Raw genomic sequence first — 15,665 nt, forward strand, 5'->3', positions numbered from 1 at the left:
CCATGCAGGCCGTTCTCGAACACAGCCCGCCCGCAGGGGCGACCGTACAGACCGCGAAACGGACAGGCTTCCTGCTCCTTTCTCCGTCCGTCCTGATCCTTCTGGTCTGGTCGATCGTCCCACTTGTCATGACGCTGTGGTACTCGCTACAGAACTATAACCTCGTCGACCCCACGCTGCATGGCTTCGCGGGCATCGACAATTACTGGTACCTGCTGACCGACCCCGATTTCCTGCACGCTTTGCTGAACACACTCGTGCTCGTCGCGGGCGTTCTGGTGATCAGCATCGGCGGCGGAACGCTGTTGGCCGTTCTGTATGATCAGGAGTTCTTCGGCCGGGGCATTGCCCGCATCATGGTCATTTCGCCGTTCTTTATCATGCCCACGGTCTCCGCATTGTTGTGGAAGAACCTAATGCTGCACCCGATCTATGGCGTCTATTCCGCCATGATGCGGGCCGTCGGCCTCACGCCCATCGACTGGTTGGCGCGCTTTCCACTCATGACGGTCATGATGATCGTCGCCTGGGAATGGCTGCCATTCGCGGTTCTGATCCTGCTCACCGCCGTGCAGTCTCTGGACGGCGAGCAGCGTGAAGCCGCCCGAATGGACGCTGCAGGGCCGATCGCGCGTTTCCGCTACATCATTCTGCCGCATCTGGGCCGCGCCATCAGCGTCGTGGTCATGATCGAGACGATCTATCTGCTGACGATCTTCGCCGAAATCTCCGTCACTACGGCGGGCGGACCCGGCGTGGCCTCCACAAATCTCGCCTACCTGATCTATTCCCGCGCCCTGCTTCAGTTCGATGTGGGCGGTGCTTCAGCGGGCGGCGTGGTCGCAATCGTCATCGCCAATATCGTCGCAATTTTTCTGGTGCGCGCCGTAGCCCGCAATCTGGAGGCCTGACATGGCGCTCAAGACAAAAACCAGCACCCGGATCGGCGTGACCATTCTTGGATGGGGAATAGCGCTCTGGCTGTTCTTCCCGATTTTCTGGATGATCCTCACAAGCTTTAAAAGCGAGGTGCAGGCCATCTCCACGCCGCCGAAGCTGTTCTTTATGCCCACGCTCAGCAGCTATGCCGAGGTGTTCGAACGCGCCAATTACTGGCACTTCGCGCTGAATACCGTGATCGTCTCGGTCGGAGCGACAGCCATCGCCATCGCACTGGCTGTTCCTGCCGCCTATTCGATGGCGTTCATGCCTTCAAAGCGCACCCGCGGGACCCTGCTCTGGGTGCTCTCGACCCGGATGTTGCCCCCCGTGGGCGTTCTGGTGCCGATCTATATTCTGGCCCGCAACACGCATCTGCTCGACACCTGCACCGGCCTTGCGATCGTGGACATGCTCACAAACCTGCCGATCATCGTGTGGATGCTCTACACGTTCTTCCGCGAAGTCCCGGCTCCTATTCTGGAAGCAGGCCGGATGGACGGCGCCACACGCTGGCAGGAAATGACGATGGTGCTGCTGCCCCTCGCCCTGCCCGGCATTGCGTCCACAGCACTCCTGTCGCTCATCCTGTGCTGGAACGAGGCGTTCTGGTCCCTGAACCTGACATCCTCCCATGCCGCTCCGCTGACAGCCTTCATCGCGTCTTTTTCGTCGCCGGAAGGGCTGTTCTTCGGAAAACTGTCCGCAGCCTCCACTCTTGCCGTCGCCCCGATCCTCGTTTTCGGCTGGATCAGCCAGAAACAGCTCGTCCGCGGCCTGACCTTCGGAGCCGTCAAATGACTCTGATCCCGGCTCACTCCCTTCACTTTTTCTGCACGAACGGGGCCTGACCCATGGCGACTGTCGAACTCAAAAACCTCCGCAAGACGTATCTTACGGAAGAAATCATCAAGGGCATTTCCCTGTCGATCGAAGAACGCGAATTCGTGGTCTTCGTCGGCCCGTCAGGCTGCGGAAAATCCACGCTCCTGCGCATGATTGCAGGACTGGAAGACATCACCTCCGGCGATCTGCTGATTGACGGCCAGCGCGTCAACGACGTGGAGCCCGGCAAGCGCGGTCTGGCGATGGTCTTTCAGTCCTACGCGCTCTATCCGCATATGAACGTCTATAAAAACATGGAATTCGGTCTGAAGCTGTCCGGCATGCCGGAAGCGGAGCGCCGCGCAAAAATCGAGCATGTCGCCCGTACGCTTCAGCTTGAACCCTATCTGAACCACAAGCCGGGACAACTCTCCGGCGGTCAGCGCCAGCGCGTCGCCATCGGACGCGCCATTGTCCGTAACCCGAAAGTGTTCCTGTTCGACGAACCGCTCTCCAACCTCGACGCCGCCCTGCGCGGCCAGATGCGCGTAGAACTCTCAGCCCTGCATCGCAAGCTCGGCGCCACTACGATCTATGTGACGCATGATCAGGTCGAAGCCATGACCATGGCCGACAAGATCGTCGTCCTGCAGAAAGGCATTGTCGAACAGATCGGTTCCCCGCTCGAACTGTACCATCACCCCCGTAACCTGTTCGTGGCCCGCTTCATCGGCTCACCGCCCATGAACTTCTTCTCGGCCATTTTCCAGGGCGGAGATGCCGCAGGATCGAGCGTGCAACTCCGGGATGGATCGAGCCTCTACGTTCCCGTCACGTCTCCGGGCCTCCTGCCCGGAACAAAGGTGACGGTCGGCATCCGCCCAGAACATGTCGAACTAGCGTCTTCTGGCCCCAATAGCGGCGTCGTGGAGGTCATCGAACGCCTCGGCGCCATCACCCTCGTTCATGTCCGCATGCCAGACGGGGAAATCATCGTCGTCCAGACGGATGGTGCCGTCCTCACGGATGTGGACACCCGCGTCAGCCTGACGCTGCCGCCACGGAACTGTCACCTTTTTGCCCCCGACGGTCTGGCTTTCGAAGCCTGTCACCGTCACCCCCTCGCAGCCTGATTTTCTGGATCATCCACAATGTACATGGAAAAACTCCGCCTCGATAACCGCGTCGCCATCGTCACCGGCGGCGCGCAGAACATTGGTCTGGCCTGCGTCACGGCCCTTGCAGAAGCTGGCGCCCGCGTCGTCATCGCGGACCTCGACGAAACTCTCGCAGCGCAGGCCGTCAAGGACCTGCGTGATCAGGGCTATGATGTCAGTAGCGTCCCGATGGACGTCACAAAGACGGAAAGCGTGCAGAACGCCGTCAACAGTGTACATGAAAAAGAAGGCCGTCTGGACATTCTGGTCGCCTGCGCGGGGATCTGCATTTCCGAGGTCAAGGCCGAGGACATGACGGATGGGCAGTGGCTCAAACAGGTGGATATCAACCTCAACGGCATGTTCCGCTCCTGTCAGGCCGCTGGCCGCATCATGCTTGAACAGAAAAAAGGTGTGATCGTCGCCATCGGCTCCATGTCCGGCCTGATCGTCAACCGCCCGCAGCAGCAGGCTGCTTACAACGCATCCAAGGCGGGTGTTCACCAGTATATCCGCTCGCTGGCCGCCGAATGGGCGCCCCACGGCATCCGGGCCAATGCCGTTGCCCCCACCTATATTGAAACCACCCTCACGCGCTTCGGTATGGAAAAGCCAGAACTTTACGACGCCTGGATTGCCGGAACGCCGATGGGGCGCGTGGGCCAGCCCGACGAGGTCGCCTCGGTTGTACAATTCCTCGCCTCGGACGCCGCAAGCCTCATGACGGGCGCAATCGTGAACGTGGATGCAGGATTTACTGTCTGGTGAATCCTCTGGCCCGGGCAGCAAAAAACTGCCCGGATTTCCCCTCTGCACAAGGGCCGTAACACTTCGTTTCCATGATAAAATCTTTCAGGGTCTTATTTTATAAACCTCTACTTGCAACTAACTCGCAATAGCGATACCAGCCTCTGATCACGCACCAGCATGAACAGTCATTTGAGGTCGGGTATGCACCGCAACAGGATTTTTTACGCGATACCCCTCTCCCTCGTCATGAGTGGAGAAGTCTTCGCAGCCGACCAGAATGTCACGCCTGAACAGTCCCAGCGTTCCGGACCAAAAAAAACCGATACCGCCGGAACACAAGCCAAAACGGTTGAAACGCTCAAAGTCCGCGCCCGCCGCGCCTCGACGATCGCGTCTTCCGCGACCAAGTCGGACACACCGCTCGTCGAAACCGCCCAGTCGGTCACGGTTATCACCCGCAACGAAATGGATATCCGTAATGTCCTGAACCTCAATCAGGCCGTCCGTTACACCGCGGGCATTACGGCGGATCTCCGCGGCGGTGGTGTCGGAACGCGCTATGACCAGTTCGCCCTGCGCGGATTTTCGGCCCCGACATTCCTCGATGGCCTGAAACTTCAGAGCAGCCCGACCGGTTACGCCACCGCCCAGACCGACACGTCGCGTTTGGATCGTATCGAAATTCTCAAAGGCCCGGCCTCTGCCCTTTACGGCCAGTCCAGTCCCGGTGGTCTCGTCGCACTCTCCAGCAAACTGCCCACGGACCAACGCTCCTATGGCAGCGTCAATGCAACCGGCGGCATGTTTGATCTGTATCGCGTGGATGCTGATGTCGGCGGTTTCGTGACGAAAAACGGTTTCGTTCGCTACCGCCTCGACGGCACCATCAACGGCCAGCACAGCCAGCTTGCCCGAACCGGCAGCCGCCGCTTTTCCATCAGCCCGTCCTTTACATTCGGCGGCGATGGCCCGACCACGCTGACGATCCTCGGCAATTATCAGTACGACCCTGAAAACGGCACCTATGGCGGCGTTCCGCTGGTCGGCTCGCTTAAACGCGCGCCTTTCGGCTATCTGCCGCGCAATTTCTATGACGGCGATACATCGTTCGAAAAATACAACCGCCGCCACGGCGCCATCACCTATATCTTCAATCATCGTTTCAACGATGACTGGAGCTTCAGCACCCGCGGCCGCTACGACGATATCAAAACCCAGTATCGCAGCGTCTATGACAGCGGCTATTACGTTACGGGGCAGGACGACACGCTGGCTCGCTCAGCCATTGCCACAAACGAACACACGCATAATCTGACTTTTGACAGCGCGTTCAAAGGCAAAGTCCGGACCGGACCGTTGCGCCACACGATGATGTTCGGATTCGACTACATGCAACAGAGCGCTTCCGAAGTCGGCTTCTATGGCGACGCTCCGTCCATGAATGTTTTCCATCCGAACTATCAGGTGGCCATCGCTCCCCTGAACCCCTGGGTGAACTACAACACCGACTCTCATCAGGCCGGTATCTATGGTCAGGATGAAATCCACTGGAAACGCCTGATCCTGACGGGGAGCCTGCGTAACGACTGGTACCGTTCCCACCAGACCGACAACATGTCCCATACCACCACCAACCAGAGCCCAAGCCAGATCACATGGCGCGCTTCTGGCCTGTATCACTTCGATTTCGGCCTGTCGCCTTACATCAGCTACTCGACATCCTTTCAGCCCCAGTCCGGGAATGTATCAACGGATGGTGGAAAGACCGTACATCAGGCCAGTCCGTCTGTCGGTAAGCAGCTTGAAGGCGGTCTGAAATACCAGCTTCCGGGCACATCGCTGCTTCTTACCGCCGCAGGTTTCCATATTGAACAGACAAATGTTCTCGTTGGGATCGGCAGCACGGGCTACAGCGCCCAAAGTGGACTGGTCCATTCGGATGGTTTCGAGTTCGAAGCCCATGCCGAACCGTTCCACAACCTCGTGCTGACCGCAGCTGTCAGCATCCAGAAAGTCCACGATGACTCAACCGGAAAGCCCCTGATCCAGTCCGGAAAAGGCAATGCCTCGCTGTTCGCCTTCTATACGATGCCCTCTGGCCCCGCGAAGGGTCTCGGCTTTGGCGGCGGCATGCGCTATTCCAACAAATCCTATGGTGGTGAAGCGTCTTACGGGAGTGTCTGGGTGCCACAATATGCGGTATTCGATGCGTCAGTGCGCTATGACCTCTCCAACCTGTCGCACAGCCTTCATGGCTGGAATGTCGGCGCGAGCGTTCGCAACCTCTTTGACAAGAACTTCATCGCTAACTGCCTGAGCTATGCCTCTTACGGTCAGGAATTCTGCTACTACGGAGAGCGCCGCAACGCGCAGGCCAATATTGGTTTTAGCTGGTAAACCGCTGAGCGGGCACACCCAGCGCTACGAGACGATCCTGCGTTTTGTCGTAGCGCTTCCGGGCGGATACATCATATCCGCGCTGGGCGGCGTGTGCCTCGCATTCGGGCTGCCGCTTTCCAAGGCCGATAACGCCATGGCCGGGATCCTGCTTGGCCTGTTGTTATGGCCAGTCGTCTTCATCGCATCCTTCGGTGTCGCAAATATTAGACGGCTGGCAGCAGTGGCAGGTGTTCTGACTGTTGTCTTGGCCGCTTTCGTCTTCAGCCGCGGCTGGTATCCATGAAAAACACCTTCCGTGCCTCCATGGCCCTCGTCCATACCACACTGGGCCTTATTACCGGCTGGGTTCTGTTCGCCATTGCCCTGTCCGGTGCCCTGAGCGTGTTCCGACAGGATATCAATCTCTGGGCCAGACCGGAGTTACCGGTTACTGCCCCCGATCCGATGGTGGTGAACGCCCACTCGCTAGACTGGTTGAGCCATAATGCCCCCGCCGCCAGCGCATGGTATGTTGCCAGCGCGACCACGCTTCAGCCTTTTGCAACGGCCTTATGGCCGGATGCGAAAGGAGACTACATCCAGCGCGTCCTTGACCCTATTACTGGCAGCCCGGACGGTATCAGGGATACGCTCGGCGGAGAATTCTTCTACCGCTTCCATTTCGAGCTTCAACTTCCCTATCCTCTGGGCCGACTGATTGCCGCCCTCGCGGCACTTGCGCTGGTTGTCGGGCTGATGACCGGCGTCATCATCCACCGGCGCATTTTCGCGGATTTTTTCACTTTCCGGCCCTCACGTGGACAAAGAAGCTGGCTGGACATGCACAACCTGCTCGGTGTCGCAGCCCTACCCTTTCACCTGATGATTTCCTTCACCGGTGCCGTCACGCTCGGCACTCTGCTCCTCCCATGGAGCACACAGGCGCTCTACCGCAACGATCTGACCGCTTCTTATACAGAGTTGAATCCGGCTCTTTATTCCCGTCCCGCTACGGGCCATCCCGCCCATCTCGCGCCCTTTCTGCCAATGCTACGCGAGGCCGAAAGCAAATTTGGTGGTGCCGGGCTGGAACAGATCTATGTGTTCAATCCGTCCGATCAAGCCTCTCTCGTCACTATGATTGCTGGCAACGATCACACCGTCAGCACGTCCTCACAGATCATCACATTCGATGGGCCTTCGGGGCGCATTATCAAACAGCACATCGAACACCGCCCCGTTCTCAAAGCCTACACCTTCCTGTACGGGCTGCATGTCGCCCGCTTTGCCCCCGGCCTCACACGCTGGCTCTACTTCCTGTCCGGCCTTGCGCTTGCAGCCCTGATCGGCAGCGGCATGCACCTGTGGACGATCAAACGCCTGCGTCGTCCCCATCATCGCGGGCACCGGATCGTTGCCCGACTGAATGTGGGTGTCCTGGCCGGTACGCCTCTCGCTTTCGCATCCTTTTTCATCGCGAACCGCCTTATCGGCCCCACGATGCCGCATCGGTCCGGATATGAAGTGACAACTCTCTTCGTCGTCTGGGGCTTTACCCTGCTGTACGCACTGGCCCGCCGTCCGGAACGGACATGGCCAGAGCTTTTGGGTGGCAGCGCTGTTGCGTGCCTTCTGATCTCACTGCTTAGCCTGCCCTGGCACACATCTGTTCTGGCTGGCGTCAGTGTAACAGCCGCGCTCCTGTCTGCGTCATTCGCTTTCGCAGCCTTTCGCACGCTGCAAAAAACGGTCCTCCCGGCATGAACGGGATCATGTCGCTGCTCCTCGGACAAGCCGCGATGCTGGTGCTCGTTACGGCCTCAGTGCGCGGAAATCGCACCCTGTGTCGCAACAGCCTGACAGACCTGCAACGGAATATTCTGAAATCCTGCGCCGCTGCTGTTCTGAGCGCCAGCCTCGTTCTTCAGGCCACGTCCAGCGATTTTATCATCCTGAATATCATTGAATGGATCCTGTTCACAGGTCCGGAAATCATGGTCGCAATACTGTTCTGCTCTTGGCGAGAACAGCGTTCACGACCATGACGCCCGAACGCGCTTAGCCGGAAAACGCCGCAGCAGGGTCCGTGATCGTAGGTTGTCCCGTCTCCATCCGACCGCCCAGAACTTGCCTGAAATCGGCGTCATCCGGAGAGGTCAGCGTCACGTCATACCATTGATGCGTGGCTGATAGATCCAGCCTGATGTCCTTATGCCCCCCGGATTTCAGAATAACCTTTTGCAACGGCGCAGCATCTCCCGTCCGGTATTGGATCGTCACAGGAACCTTGCCGCCATTACTGAGCGAGAGAAGAAGTGCTGCCCCTTTCCCCTTTACGCCGCTTTCATAGCGACATGCCGAGCGCAGCAGAACACGATCCACATGCCCCCGATAGGCCCGATAGAATCCATTGGGCGCATGAACCGCCACATCATACAGCCCGTCTATGGCGCGAAGTGTCACGTCCATGTCGTCACCGGCCGCAACAGCATAGGTTCCCACCTGCATGTCCCGACCGTCATTGCGATAATCATAAACATTGAACGGCGCGCCCACAGACCGCTTTCCATGAACGCCTCGACCTGCCCGGAATTTCAGGCCGATACGCCCCTCTCCTGCCACCACACCGCCGTCGCAATAGAGTTCATACGGCAGCGCGCAGGCTGGACGTGTTCCTGCTTCCTGCCGAACGGTTTCCCGCAACAGATCCGGCTGTGTCCTCAGCGTTGCCGTCTCGGAAGCGGACAGAGAGCGAAAGCCACCCGGCAAAGGACGGTTTTTCGCATCTTCAATCGCTCGCAGATGCGTGTTCCGGTCCAGATAATTCAGGGACGGTGCAGCCTCTTCGGAGGACTGAAAGCAGGACGTCAGATCGCCGCAGATCGCACGACGCCAGAGAGAAATATTCGTTTCCCGAACAGGCTTTCCGAATTTCCGTTCAACAAAATGTTCGAGAAACTGCAATGTCGAACTGTGGTCAAACAACTGCGAATTGACGCGGCCACCACGGCTCCACGGAGAGGCAACAACCATCGGCACCCGGAACCCCAGTCCGATCGGGCCACTACGGGCCAGTCGCTCGGGAACGCCAAGACGCATTTCATCATCCGCCGTTGTATATTCCAGCCCGTCCGGTCCGATCCCCTCCGAAGAGCGTCCCGTTTCCGGGCGCTGGGGATCGGGAGCAGCGTAAGAGCAGCAGTGGTCGAAATACCCGTCATTTTCATCATAGGTCAGGATGAAAATGGTCTTTTTCCAGACATCGGGATTTTCGGTCAGAATGTTCATGACCTCCGACACATACCAGGCCCCGTACCAGGCCGATGTCGGATGGTCCGAGAAGTGCTCCGGTGCGGCAAGCCACGAAATGGCGGGAAGATTCCCTGTCCGCGTATCTGTGCGGAACTGATGCAGCACATCGCCCTTTGGCGCCTTCATCCCCTTTGAATCGGGATCATCTGCAAAAGCCAGAGTCTCCAAGGAATGATAGTCCGGATCAGCCTTGTTCGTCACAAACGCCTTGTTGAAAAGCGCGCGTTCCGCAGGTGTCAGAGCCTCATATCCCTTAGCGGATTGCTGACGCCGGCGCAGAACTTCCATCAGCGCCTTAGCTTCGATAAGCTGCTCGCCACGCTCACCCGAAACCAGCATCTCGAGTTTTTCAAGCCGATTGATATGGTCGGAACATTCCTGAATCCGCTCGTCAATCCAGTCTCCAAATCCCGCATTGGAGCTGACATTGAAGTTGTCGAAGCACTCCAGAACATTACATCCGAAATTTGACAGCCAGGAGCGCTCTGCCGCTGACATCCCTCCCGTCTGACTGAGCTCGTTCTGATAGAACTTCCAGGAAACCCCAATCTTTTCCAGACGCTCCGGAAAAGTCGTCCAGGTCATGCCGCCTTCAAGGATTTCCGGGTTCCGCATATACACGTTGGAGTTCGTAGTCTGCTGGTCACGCACGGTTCCTGTCCAGAAGATCAGGCGATTGGGGGTCGTGCTCGTCATTGCCCCACAATAATTCTGGTCACATACCGTAAAGGCATCGGCCAGCGCATAATAGAACGGCAGATCCTCGCGGGTATAATAACCCATCGTCAGAGGATATTGTTTATAGTCTTTTTTGTAGGGAAGTTTGGCATCAATCCAGTCATCATGATGTCCCTCATTCCAAGCATCGACCTGACTGTCCCGGGAATGCGGGATTGAGCCCATCCATGTAACTTTGGTGTCATGAATATTGAGACGCCAGGGCGCATAAGTCTCGCCACCCTTCCCCGACTGCACGAAAACGGAATTGCCGTTCTTCTGCCGAATGGCCCGCCTGTCATTGAACCCGCGAACCCCAGCGAGCGTGCCAAACATATGATCGAAAGAGCGGTTTTCCTGCATGAGGATCACCACATGTTCGGCATTCAGATATGTCGTTCCCGCATCAGGCGCGATGGCGTAAGCGCGACGGATGGCGGCCGGCAGCCCTTCGGTCGCTGCGGCCGCCCCACCGAACAGGGCATATTTGAGAAAGGTTCTGCGAGAGGACATATAGATCTTTGCCTGAAACCAGAAGGCGTTTGCGCGCCATAAATAAGGTATATCAGGCCAGTCCTAAACATTTCGCAGAATCAGTTCACCCCCTGCTTTTATAATTTAATAAAGGTTTCACCACCCGGCGGTGTTGTGAAGATCAGTTGCCCAGTGAGCGGTCAACAGAGCGCCCTGCCCGCTCGATCGGTCCCTTGGGCGGATCAACGGTATCACGCACCTTCTCGCCAAACGTCCGATGATGTTCGCAGGCCGTCAGCGTGACGCAGGAGACTGAAAGAGCCAGAAGAAGCAGGATTGATTTTCGCATGTGAGCGTCCCTTCGAAAATACGTTTCGGCATAGAAAACGTCGAAGCTCTCGCATGGTTTCTTTCGGATATCCGAAACGATTTCTTATTCAGCATTCAATTTTATTCAATATATTCCACCCTTAACTATGAAATAAAACCCAAATCCTTACAAAATAAAATTCAAAATCAATAACAGTCATGAAGAATTTTGATTTACCCAGACTGTCGCAAAACAGTCATGTTTCAATGGTCGCATCTTCATAGGGCGTGCAATAGATTGCAAAAAGGTAAACAACCCATGGATTGGTGATGTCTGAAACGACGATAGGTTCCCGCGCGGAAATCCAGTCTTCTTCGCGCCCCAACATGAGTGGAGGGAACAAGCCTCTGCATGTTGTCCTCTTTTTTGCGGTGCTGATCGGGGCGTTAGGCTTTGCCGCATTCAGTATTCTCAGAGATATGCATTCGGTCGGCGAAGGAGCCCTGGCAACCGGAACTTTCGTGATGCTCGGCATCGCGCTGATCATCGCTCTGGCGTTCGAGTTCGTTAACGGCTTTCATGACACAGCCAACGCCGTGGCAACCGTCATCTACACCCGAAGCCTGCCCCCTCTCGTGGCCGTCATCTGGTCCGGCTTCTGGAATTTTCTCGGTGTTGCACTCTCCACCGGCGCAGTCGCCTACAGCATCGTCACACTTCTTCCGGTGGAGTTGATCCTTCAGGCCGGAAGCGGTGCGGGCTATGCCATGATTTTCGCCCTTCTGATCGCTGCTATCGTCTGGAATCTCGTGACATGGGCATTCGGCATCCCCAATAGTTCGTCCCATGCCCTCGTAGGGTCAATCATGGGGGTCGGCCTGGCCAACCAACTGATGTCGCCGACCGGGGCGGCGACGCAGGGTGTCGACTGGGGCCAAGTCGAAAAAGTTTTCTCCGCCCTGCTGTTCAGCCCCATCTGCGGGTTCGTCATGGCCGGACTACTGCTGCTCGTCATGAAGCTGCTAATCCGCAACAAGGCCCTGTATCAGGCCCCTAAAGGCGATACTCCGCCACCTCTGTGGATCCGCGCGCTCCTGATCTTTACCTGCACAGGTGTCTCATTTTCGCATGGCGGCAATGACGGGCAGAAAGGCATGGGTCTGATCATGCTGATCCTGATTGGCGCAGCACCCACCGCCTATGCCCTGAACCGGGCTATGCCGGAAAGTGCCATGCCTGCGTTCTTTCAGTCTTCCGCAGAAGCCGAAAAAATCTTCCTGAGCCACTCCCCATCCCCGTCCACCACGCTCACAGCAGCAAATGCCCGTGAGATCGTAGGCGCTGGCCTGCGCGCCAAGTCCGTTGCCTCTCCACAGACCTATGACGCGCTGGCCGTTCTCAGCAACGACATCTCCACCTCGGTCAAAACTTATGGCTCCATGAAAGCCGTCCCTGCTGCAGCCGTGCCGAACGTCCGTACGGACATGTATCTGGTCGCAGACGCCATCCGCGTCATGGGAGAAGCAAAGGATTTTACGCCAACGGAAAAGAATGCGCTGAAATCCTTCCAGTCCGAACTCTATCACGGCACGCGCTTTATTCCGCTCTGGGTCAAGATCTCCGTCGCCATTGCGCTGGGTCTTGGAACGATGGTCGGATGGAAGCGGATTGTGGTGACTGTCGGCGAAAAGATTGGCAAAACCCATATGACCTATGCCGAGGGAGCTTCGGCTGAACTCGTGGCAATGACAACTATCGGTCTGGCTGAAAGATACGGCCTCCCCGTCTCGACGACGCATATCCTGTCGAGCGGCGTAGCAGGAACAATGGCCGCCAACGGCTCTGGCATTCAGGTCGCCACCCTGCGATCTATGGCTCTGGCATGGGTCACCACCCTACCGGCCGCAATGGCGATTGCAGGCATCCTCTATGTTCTGTTCCGTCAGATTTTCTGATCAAATCGTAGTGCCTTGTGCGGATTATATATCCGCACAAGGCAGCCGATCTCTTCCTTACCGTCGAGCCATGTCCAGAGGCTTCAAAAGCTGGCGCGAAGCAAGCACGCTTAAAAAATTCTGCCCGAAAGACAGGGCATTAAAAAGCCATTGTCTATTCATATTCTCCCATTTTACAGAAACGATGTTGAGCATCTTACGGTCGAAATTAAATTCTGATTTTTCATAAATTATTTTTCCCTATTCTGAAATCTTGCAGAGGAGTGATATTTTATTCCAAAACAAAAATCATAATTTCGTAGAAATAAATCTGCAAAAATGCTCCATTTAATATTTAACGACGTTACAAATTAAATTTCTTCAAAAAGTTTTTTCTCTTGCATTTTTGAAAAATATGGCGCCTATCTCAATACAGCAGGTGCTCTTGAGTGAGTTTTTCGGTGCGTGTTGCGCCATTCTTTCTCCTTAAGTGTTATGATTTCGTGTGTATCTTGTACACGACTGCTATTGTTAAAAAGGAGCCTCGTTATGGCAACAGGCACCGTAAAATGGTTTAACTCCACCAAGGGCTTTGGCTTCATCCAGCCTGACAACGGTGGACAGGACGCGTTCGTTCATATCTCTGAACTCGAGCGCGCCGGAATGCACACCCTTAACGAAGGTCAGCACGTCTCTTACGAACTCGAAGCTGGTCGTAACGGCAAGACCTCAGCAGTTAGCATCAAGGCAATCTGATTGCCCAGATGGACATTCTGATGTGCAGAAAGCCGCCTTTACGGGCGGCTTTTTTCATGTCTGCACACCCCGTGAAACTGCGATAAATTCGCTCATACCAAGCAGGGCCGTGGCAGCCGGGCTCTGATAACGCTCCTTGTGACGCAGACCATAGAAAAAACGACTTTCAGGGACCTGAAGTACGGCATGCAACGTGCCTGCGCGCAACGCCGGACCAACAACCAGAGACGACAAGGCGCCGATCCCGGCCTCCGCTTCTATGGCCGTCTGCACACCCTCATTTGAAGGCAGAACAAGACTGATATTCAGATCTTCGATGCCAATATCATATCTTCCTAGATAGTGCTCCAGCGCTGCACGTGTTCCGGAGCCCGCCTCTCGCATGACCCAATTTTGTTGACGTAACCAAGCGGCGTCGATCAGGGGGGGAAGCAGAGAACTTGCCTGCACGAGAATCATATGGTCCTCACCGACCGGCCATTGCGCCAATGCGGGATCATCGACAACGGCTTCCACAATTCCGACCTCGGCCTCACCCTCCCGAACCATTCGGGATGCTTCTTCCGAATTGCTGATCGCCAGTTCGATCTTGATGTCTGGATATCTCTTCTGGAAGGCGACAAGGATCGCGGGCAGCCAATACGCAGCAATGGTCTGGCTGGCGACAACCTTCAGCGTACCCCGTCTCAAACCGCTGATATCCTTCAGAATATTCTCAGCGACCGTTGCCTGCGCCACTACCGCCCGTGCCTCTGGCAGAAACAAACGTCCTGCATCCGTCAGAGCAATCCCCCGCCCAACCCGATGGAAAAGCTTGACCCCATACCGCACTTCCAGCGCCGCAATGGCAGCCGAAACGGCGGACTGGGTCACGTTCATCGCCTGACTTGCGGCCGTAACGTGCTCGCGTTCTGCGACAGCGATGAAAAGACGAAGCTGGTCGAGTGTCATGCCGTCTTTCTAACAGAAATCATCTGATTTTCCGATTGGAATCAGAAAAGTTATTCGTTGGAATGATATATCAGCCTCAGCCTAGATGTCTCCGGCAAGGGAGATCATCATGCACATATCCTGTTTCAGAAACCGGCCCGCTTTCAGGTTGCCCGAAATTTTGGTCACGAGATTTCCCGGCATTGCTCTTTGTGCGGTCACGGCCCTGCTGGCTTTTGAAGCAGAGAAAATCGAACGCGCATTCCTTCAGAAATCATGGCTTGAAATGCTCAATCTGGCCCTTGTCATCGGGGTCTGCCTCCGACTGGTCTCCAGTCGAAGCCGCGTTTTCGATCCAGGGATCAGGTTCTGTTCAAAATCCCTTCTGGATGTGGCAATCGTTCTTCTTGGAGCCGGATTCAGCCTGAGGGGAATTGTCTCGGCAGGCCCCAGGATTCTCGTCTGTGTTTTCGGAATGGTCGCTTTCAGCCTTGCCCTGACAATCCTGATCGGACGCCTCACCGGCCTGCCCCGTTCACAGACCCTCCTCGTGGCCTGCGGCAATTCGATCTGCGGAAACTCCGCCATCATGGCCGTCGCACCCGTCATTCATGCTCGTGACGAAGATATTGGTGCCACTCTGGCCTTCACTGCTGCGGGTGGCCTTGCCATTGTTCTGGGTCTGCCACTTCTTCTGCCATTCCTGCATCTGTCCGACATCGCGGAAGGCAGCGTTGCCGGACTGACCGTCTATGCCGTCCCACAGGTCATGGCGGCAGCGTCACCATTCGGGGCTGCTGCCCTGCATACCGGAACACTGGTCAAGCTCATGCGTGTCCTGACACTGGGACCCGTGTGCATTGTCCTGTCGCTTCTGTACACCCGCAAAAACCGTCAGACAGGAACGCATCAGACGTCACGTCAGCTTATCCCGTGGTACATCACGGGATTTCTGCTGATGATAACCTGCCGGTCTTTCAATATAATCCCTGAAGCGTTTCTTCCCGTCCTCAACACCCTCGCCACGACCCTGACCGTTATGGCGATGGCCGCATTGGGACTCAGCATTGATGTCCGCTCCGTCTTTAAGGCCAGCGGATCGTTGATGCTCACGGTCGCCTTGTCTCTGGCCAGCCTCGTCAGCGCCAGTCTGGCGCTGATGAAGATCCTAGCCTGACACAG

At 56.4% G+C, this 15,665-nt stretch carries 14 protein-coding genes; 11 read left to right on the top strand and 3 right to left on the bottom strand.

What is annotated here, in order from left to right:
• The first annotated feature begins 2 nt into the window (after positions 1-2).
• From HKD28_RS13525 to HKD28_RS13560, 8 genes are all read left to right on the top strand, one after another.
• Complete coding sequence (locus tag HKD28_RS13525; protein ID WP_194268766.1) at positions 3-911, top strand: carbohydrate ABC transporter permease; 909 nt, start codon at positions 3-5, stop codon at positions 909-911.
• A gap of 1 nt (position 912) precedes the next feature.
• A complete protein-coding gene (locus HKD28_RS13530) occupies positions 913-1,740 on the top strand; it encodes a carbohydrate ABC transporter permease (RefSeq protein ID WP_194268767.1) in 828 nt (275 codons plus the stop codon).
• A gap of 53 nt (positions 1,741-1,793) precedes the next feature.
• On the top strand, positions 1,794-2,897 hold the full coding sequence (locus HKD28_RS13535) for an ABC transporter ATP-binding protein (protein WP_194268768.1): 1,104 nt from the start codon (positions 1,794-1,796) through the stop codon (positions 2,895-2,897).
• An 18-nt stretch (positions 2,898-2,915) separates the two neighbouring features.
• Positions 2,916-3,689: an SDR family NAD(P)-dependent oxidoreductase gene (locus tag HKD28_RS13540; RefSeq protein WP_194268769.1), complete on the top strand. Its 774-nt coding sequence runs from the start codon at positions 2,916-2,918 to the stop codon at positions 3,687-3,689.
• A gap of 183 nt (positions 3,690-3,872) precedes the next feature.
• A complete protein-coding gene (locus HKD28_RS13545) occupies positions 3,873-6,068 on the top strand; it encodes a TonB-dependent siderophore receptor (RefSeq protein WP_194268770.1) in 2,196 nt (731 codons plus the stop codon).
• Complete coding sequence (locus tag HKD28_RS13550) at positions 6,052-6,354, top strand: hypothetical protein (protein ID WP_194268771.1); 303 nt, start codon at positions 6,052-6,054, stop codon at positions 6,352-6,354. The genes HKD28_RS13545 and HKD28_RS13550 overlap by 17 nt, the downstream gene beginning before the upstream one ends.
• Positions 6,351-7,814 carry a PepSY-associated TM helix domain-containing protein gene (locus tag HKD28_RS13555; RefSeq protein WP_194268772.1) on the top strand — a complete coding sequence of 488 codons (1,464 nt, stop codon included), beginning with the start codon at positions 6,351-6,353 and terminating at the stop codon, positions 7,812-7,814. Before HKD28_RS13550 ends, HKD28_RS13555 begins: the two co-directional genes overlap by 4 nt.
• Positions 7,815-7,822: 8 nt before the next feature.
• On the top strand, positions 7,823-8,095 hold the full coding sequence (locus HKD28_RS13560; protein WP_194268773.1) for a hypothetical protein: 273 nt from the start codon (positions 7,823-7,825) through the stop codon (positions 8,093-8,095).
• Positions 8,096-8,108: 13 nt separating this feature from the next.
• Here the strand turns inward: HKD28_RS13560 and HKD28_RS13565 are convergent, their stop codons facing one another.
• Together HKD28_RS13565 and HKD28_RS13570 are read right to left on the bottom strand one after the other, a co-directional pair.
• Complete coding sequence (locus HKD28_RS13565; protein ID WP_194268774.1) at positions 8,109-10,592, bottom strand: phosphocholine-specific phospholipase C; 2,484 nt, start codon at positions 10,590-10,592, stop codon at positions 8,109-8,111.
• Positions 10,593-10,734: 142 nt separating this feature from the next.
• The gene (locus tag HKD28_RS13570) at positions 10,735-10,902 is read right to left on the bottom strand and encodes a hypothetical protein (protein WP_167386170.1); all 168 of its coding nucleotides are present in this window, start codon (positions 10,900-10,902) and stop codon (positions 10,735-10,737) included.
• 290 nt (positions 10,903-11,192) lie between these two features.
• On the opposite strand from HKD28_RS13570, the gene HKD28_RS13575 reads away from it, so the two are divergent.
• Entirely contained in the window at positions 11,193-12,818 is a 1,626-nt protein-coding gene (locus tag HKD28_RS13575) for an inorganic phosphate transporter (protein WP_194262872.1), read from the top strand.
• A 528-nt stretch (positions 12,819-13,346) separates the two neighbouring features.
• Positions 13,347-13,553: a cold-shock protein gene (locus HKD28_RS13580; RefSeq protein ID WP_062027513.1), complete on the top strand. Its 207-nt coding sequence runs from the start codon at positions 13,347-13,349 to the stop codon at positions 13,551-13,553.
• Positions 13,554-13,607: 54 nt separating this feature from the next.
• Here HKD28_RS13580 and HKD28_RS13585 read toward each other — a convergent pair whose 3' ends face one another.
• Positions 13,608-14,504, bottom strand: coding sequence for a LysR substrate-binding domain-containing protein (locus HKD28_RS13585; protein ID WP_194268775.1), 897 nt, complete (start codon positions 14,502-14,504; stop codon positions 13,608-13,610).
• A 160-nt stretch (positions 14,505-14,664) separates the two neighbouring features.
• Here HKD28_RS13585 and HKD28_RS13590 point away from each other — a divergent pair, with 160 nt between their 5' ends.
• Positions 14,665-15,660, top strand: coding sequence for a YeiH family protein (locus tag HKD28_RS13590; protein ID WP_235993483.1), 996 nt, complete (start codon positions 14,665-14,667; stop codon positions 15,658-15,660).
• Positions 15,661-15,665 lie beyond the last annotated feature (5 nt).

The sequence above is a fragment of the Gluconobacter cadivus genome (assembly GCF_015244745.1).
In the GTDB taxonomy this organism is placed as follows: domain Bacteria; phylum Pseudomonadota; class Alphaproteobacteria; order Acetobacterales; family Acetobacteraceae; genus Gluconobacter; species Gluconobacter cadivus.

Coding starts and splice junctions, on each gene's coding strand:
- HKD28_RS13525 (WP_194268766.1), top strand. CDS start 3: ATGCAGGCCGTTCTCGAACACAGCCCGCCCGCAGGGGCGACCGTACAG.
- HKD28_RS13530 (WP_194268767.1), top strand. CDS start 913: ATGGCGCTCAAGACAAAAACCAGCACCCGGATCGGCGTGACCATTCTT.
- HKD28_RS13535 (WP_194268768.1), top strand. CDS start 1,794: ATGGCGACTGTCGAACTCAAAAACCTCCGCAAGACGTATCTTACGGAA.
- HKD28_RS13540 (WP_194268769.1), top strand. CDS start 2,916: ATGTACATGGAAAAACTCCGCCTCGATAACCGCGTCGCCATCGTCACC.
- HKD28_RS13545 (WP_194268770.1), top strand. CDS start 3,873: ATGCACCGCAACAGGATTTTTTACGCGATACCCCTCTCCCTCGTCATG.
- HKD28_RS13555 (WP_194268772.1), top strand. CDS start 6,351: ATGAAAAACACCTTCCGTGCCTCCATGGCCCTCGTCCATACCACACTG.
- HKD28_RS13560 (WP_194268773.1), top strand. CDS start 7,823: ATGTCGCTGCTCCTCGGACAAGCCGCGATGCTGGTGCTCGTTACGGCC.
- HKD28_RS13565 (WP_194268774.1), bottom strand. CDS start 10,592: ATGTCCTCTCGCAGAACCTTTCTCAAATATGCCCTGTTCGGTGGGGCG.
- HKD28_RS13570 (WP_167386170.1), bottom strand. CDS start 10,902: ATGCGAAAATCAATCCTGCTTCTTCTGGCTCTTTCAGTCTCCTGCGTC.
- HKD28_RS13575 (WP_194262872.1), top strand. CDS start 11,193: ATGTCTGAAACGACGATAGGTTCCCGCGCGGAAATCCAGTCTTCTTCG.
- HKD28_RS13580 (WP_062027513.1), top strand. CDS start 13,347: ATGGCAACAGGCACCGTAAAATGGTTTAACTCCACCAAGGGCTTTGGC.
- HKD28_RS13585 (WP_194268775.1), bottom strand. CDS start 14,504: ATGACACTCGACCAGCTTCGTCTTTTCATCGCTGTCGCAGAACGCGAG.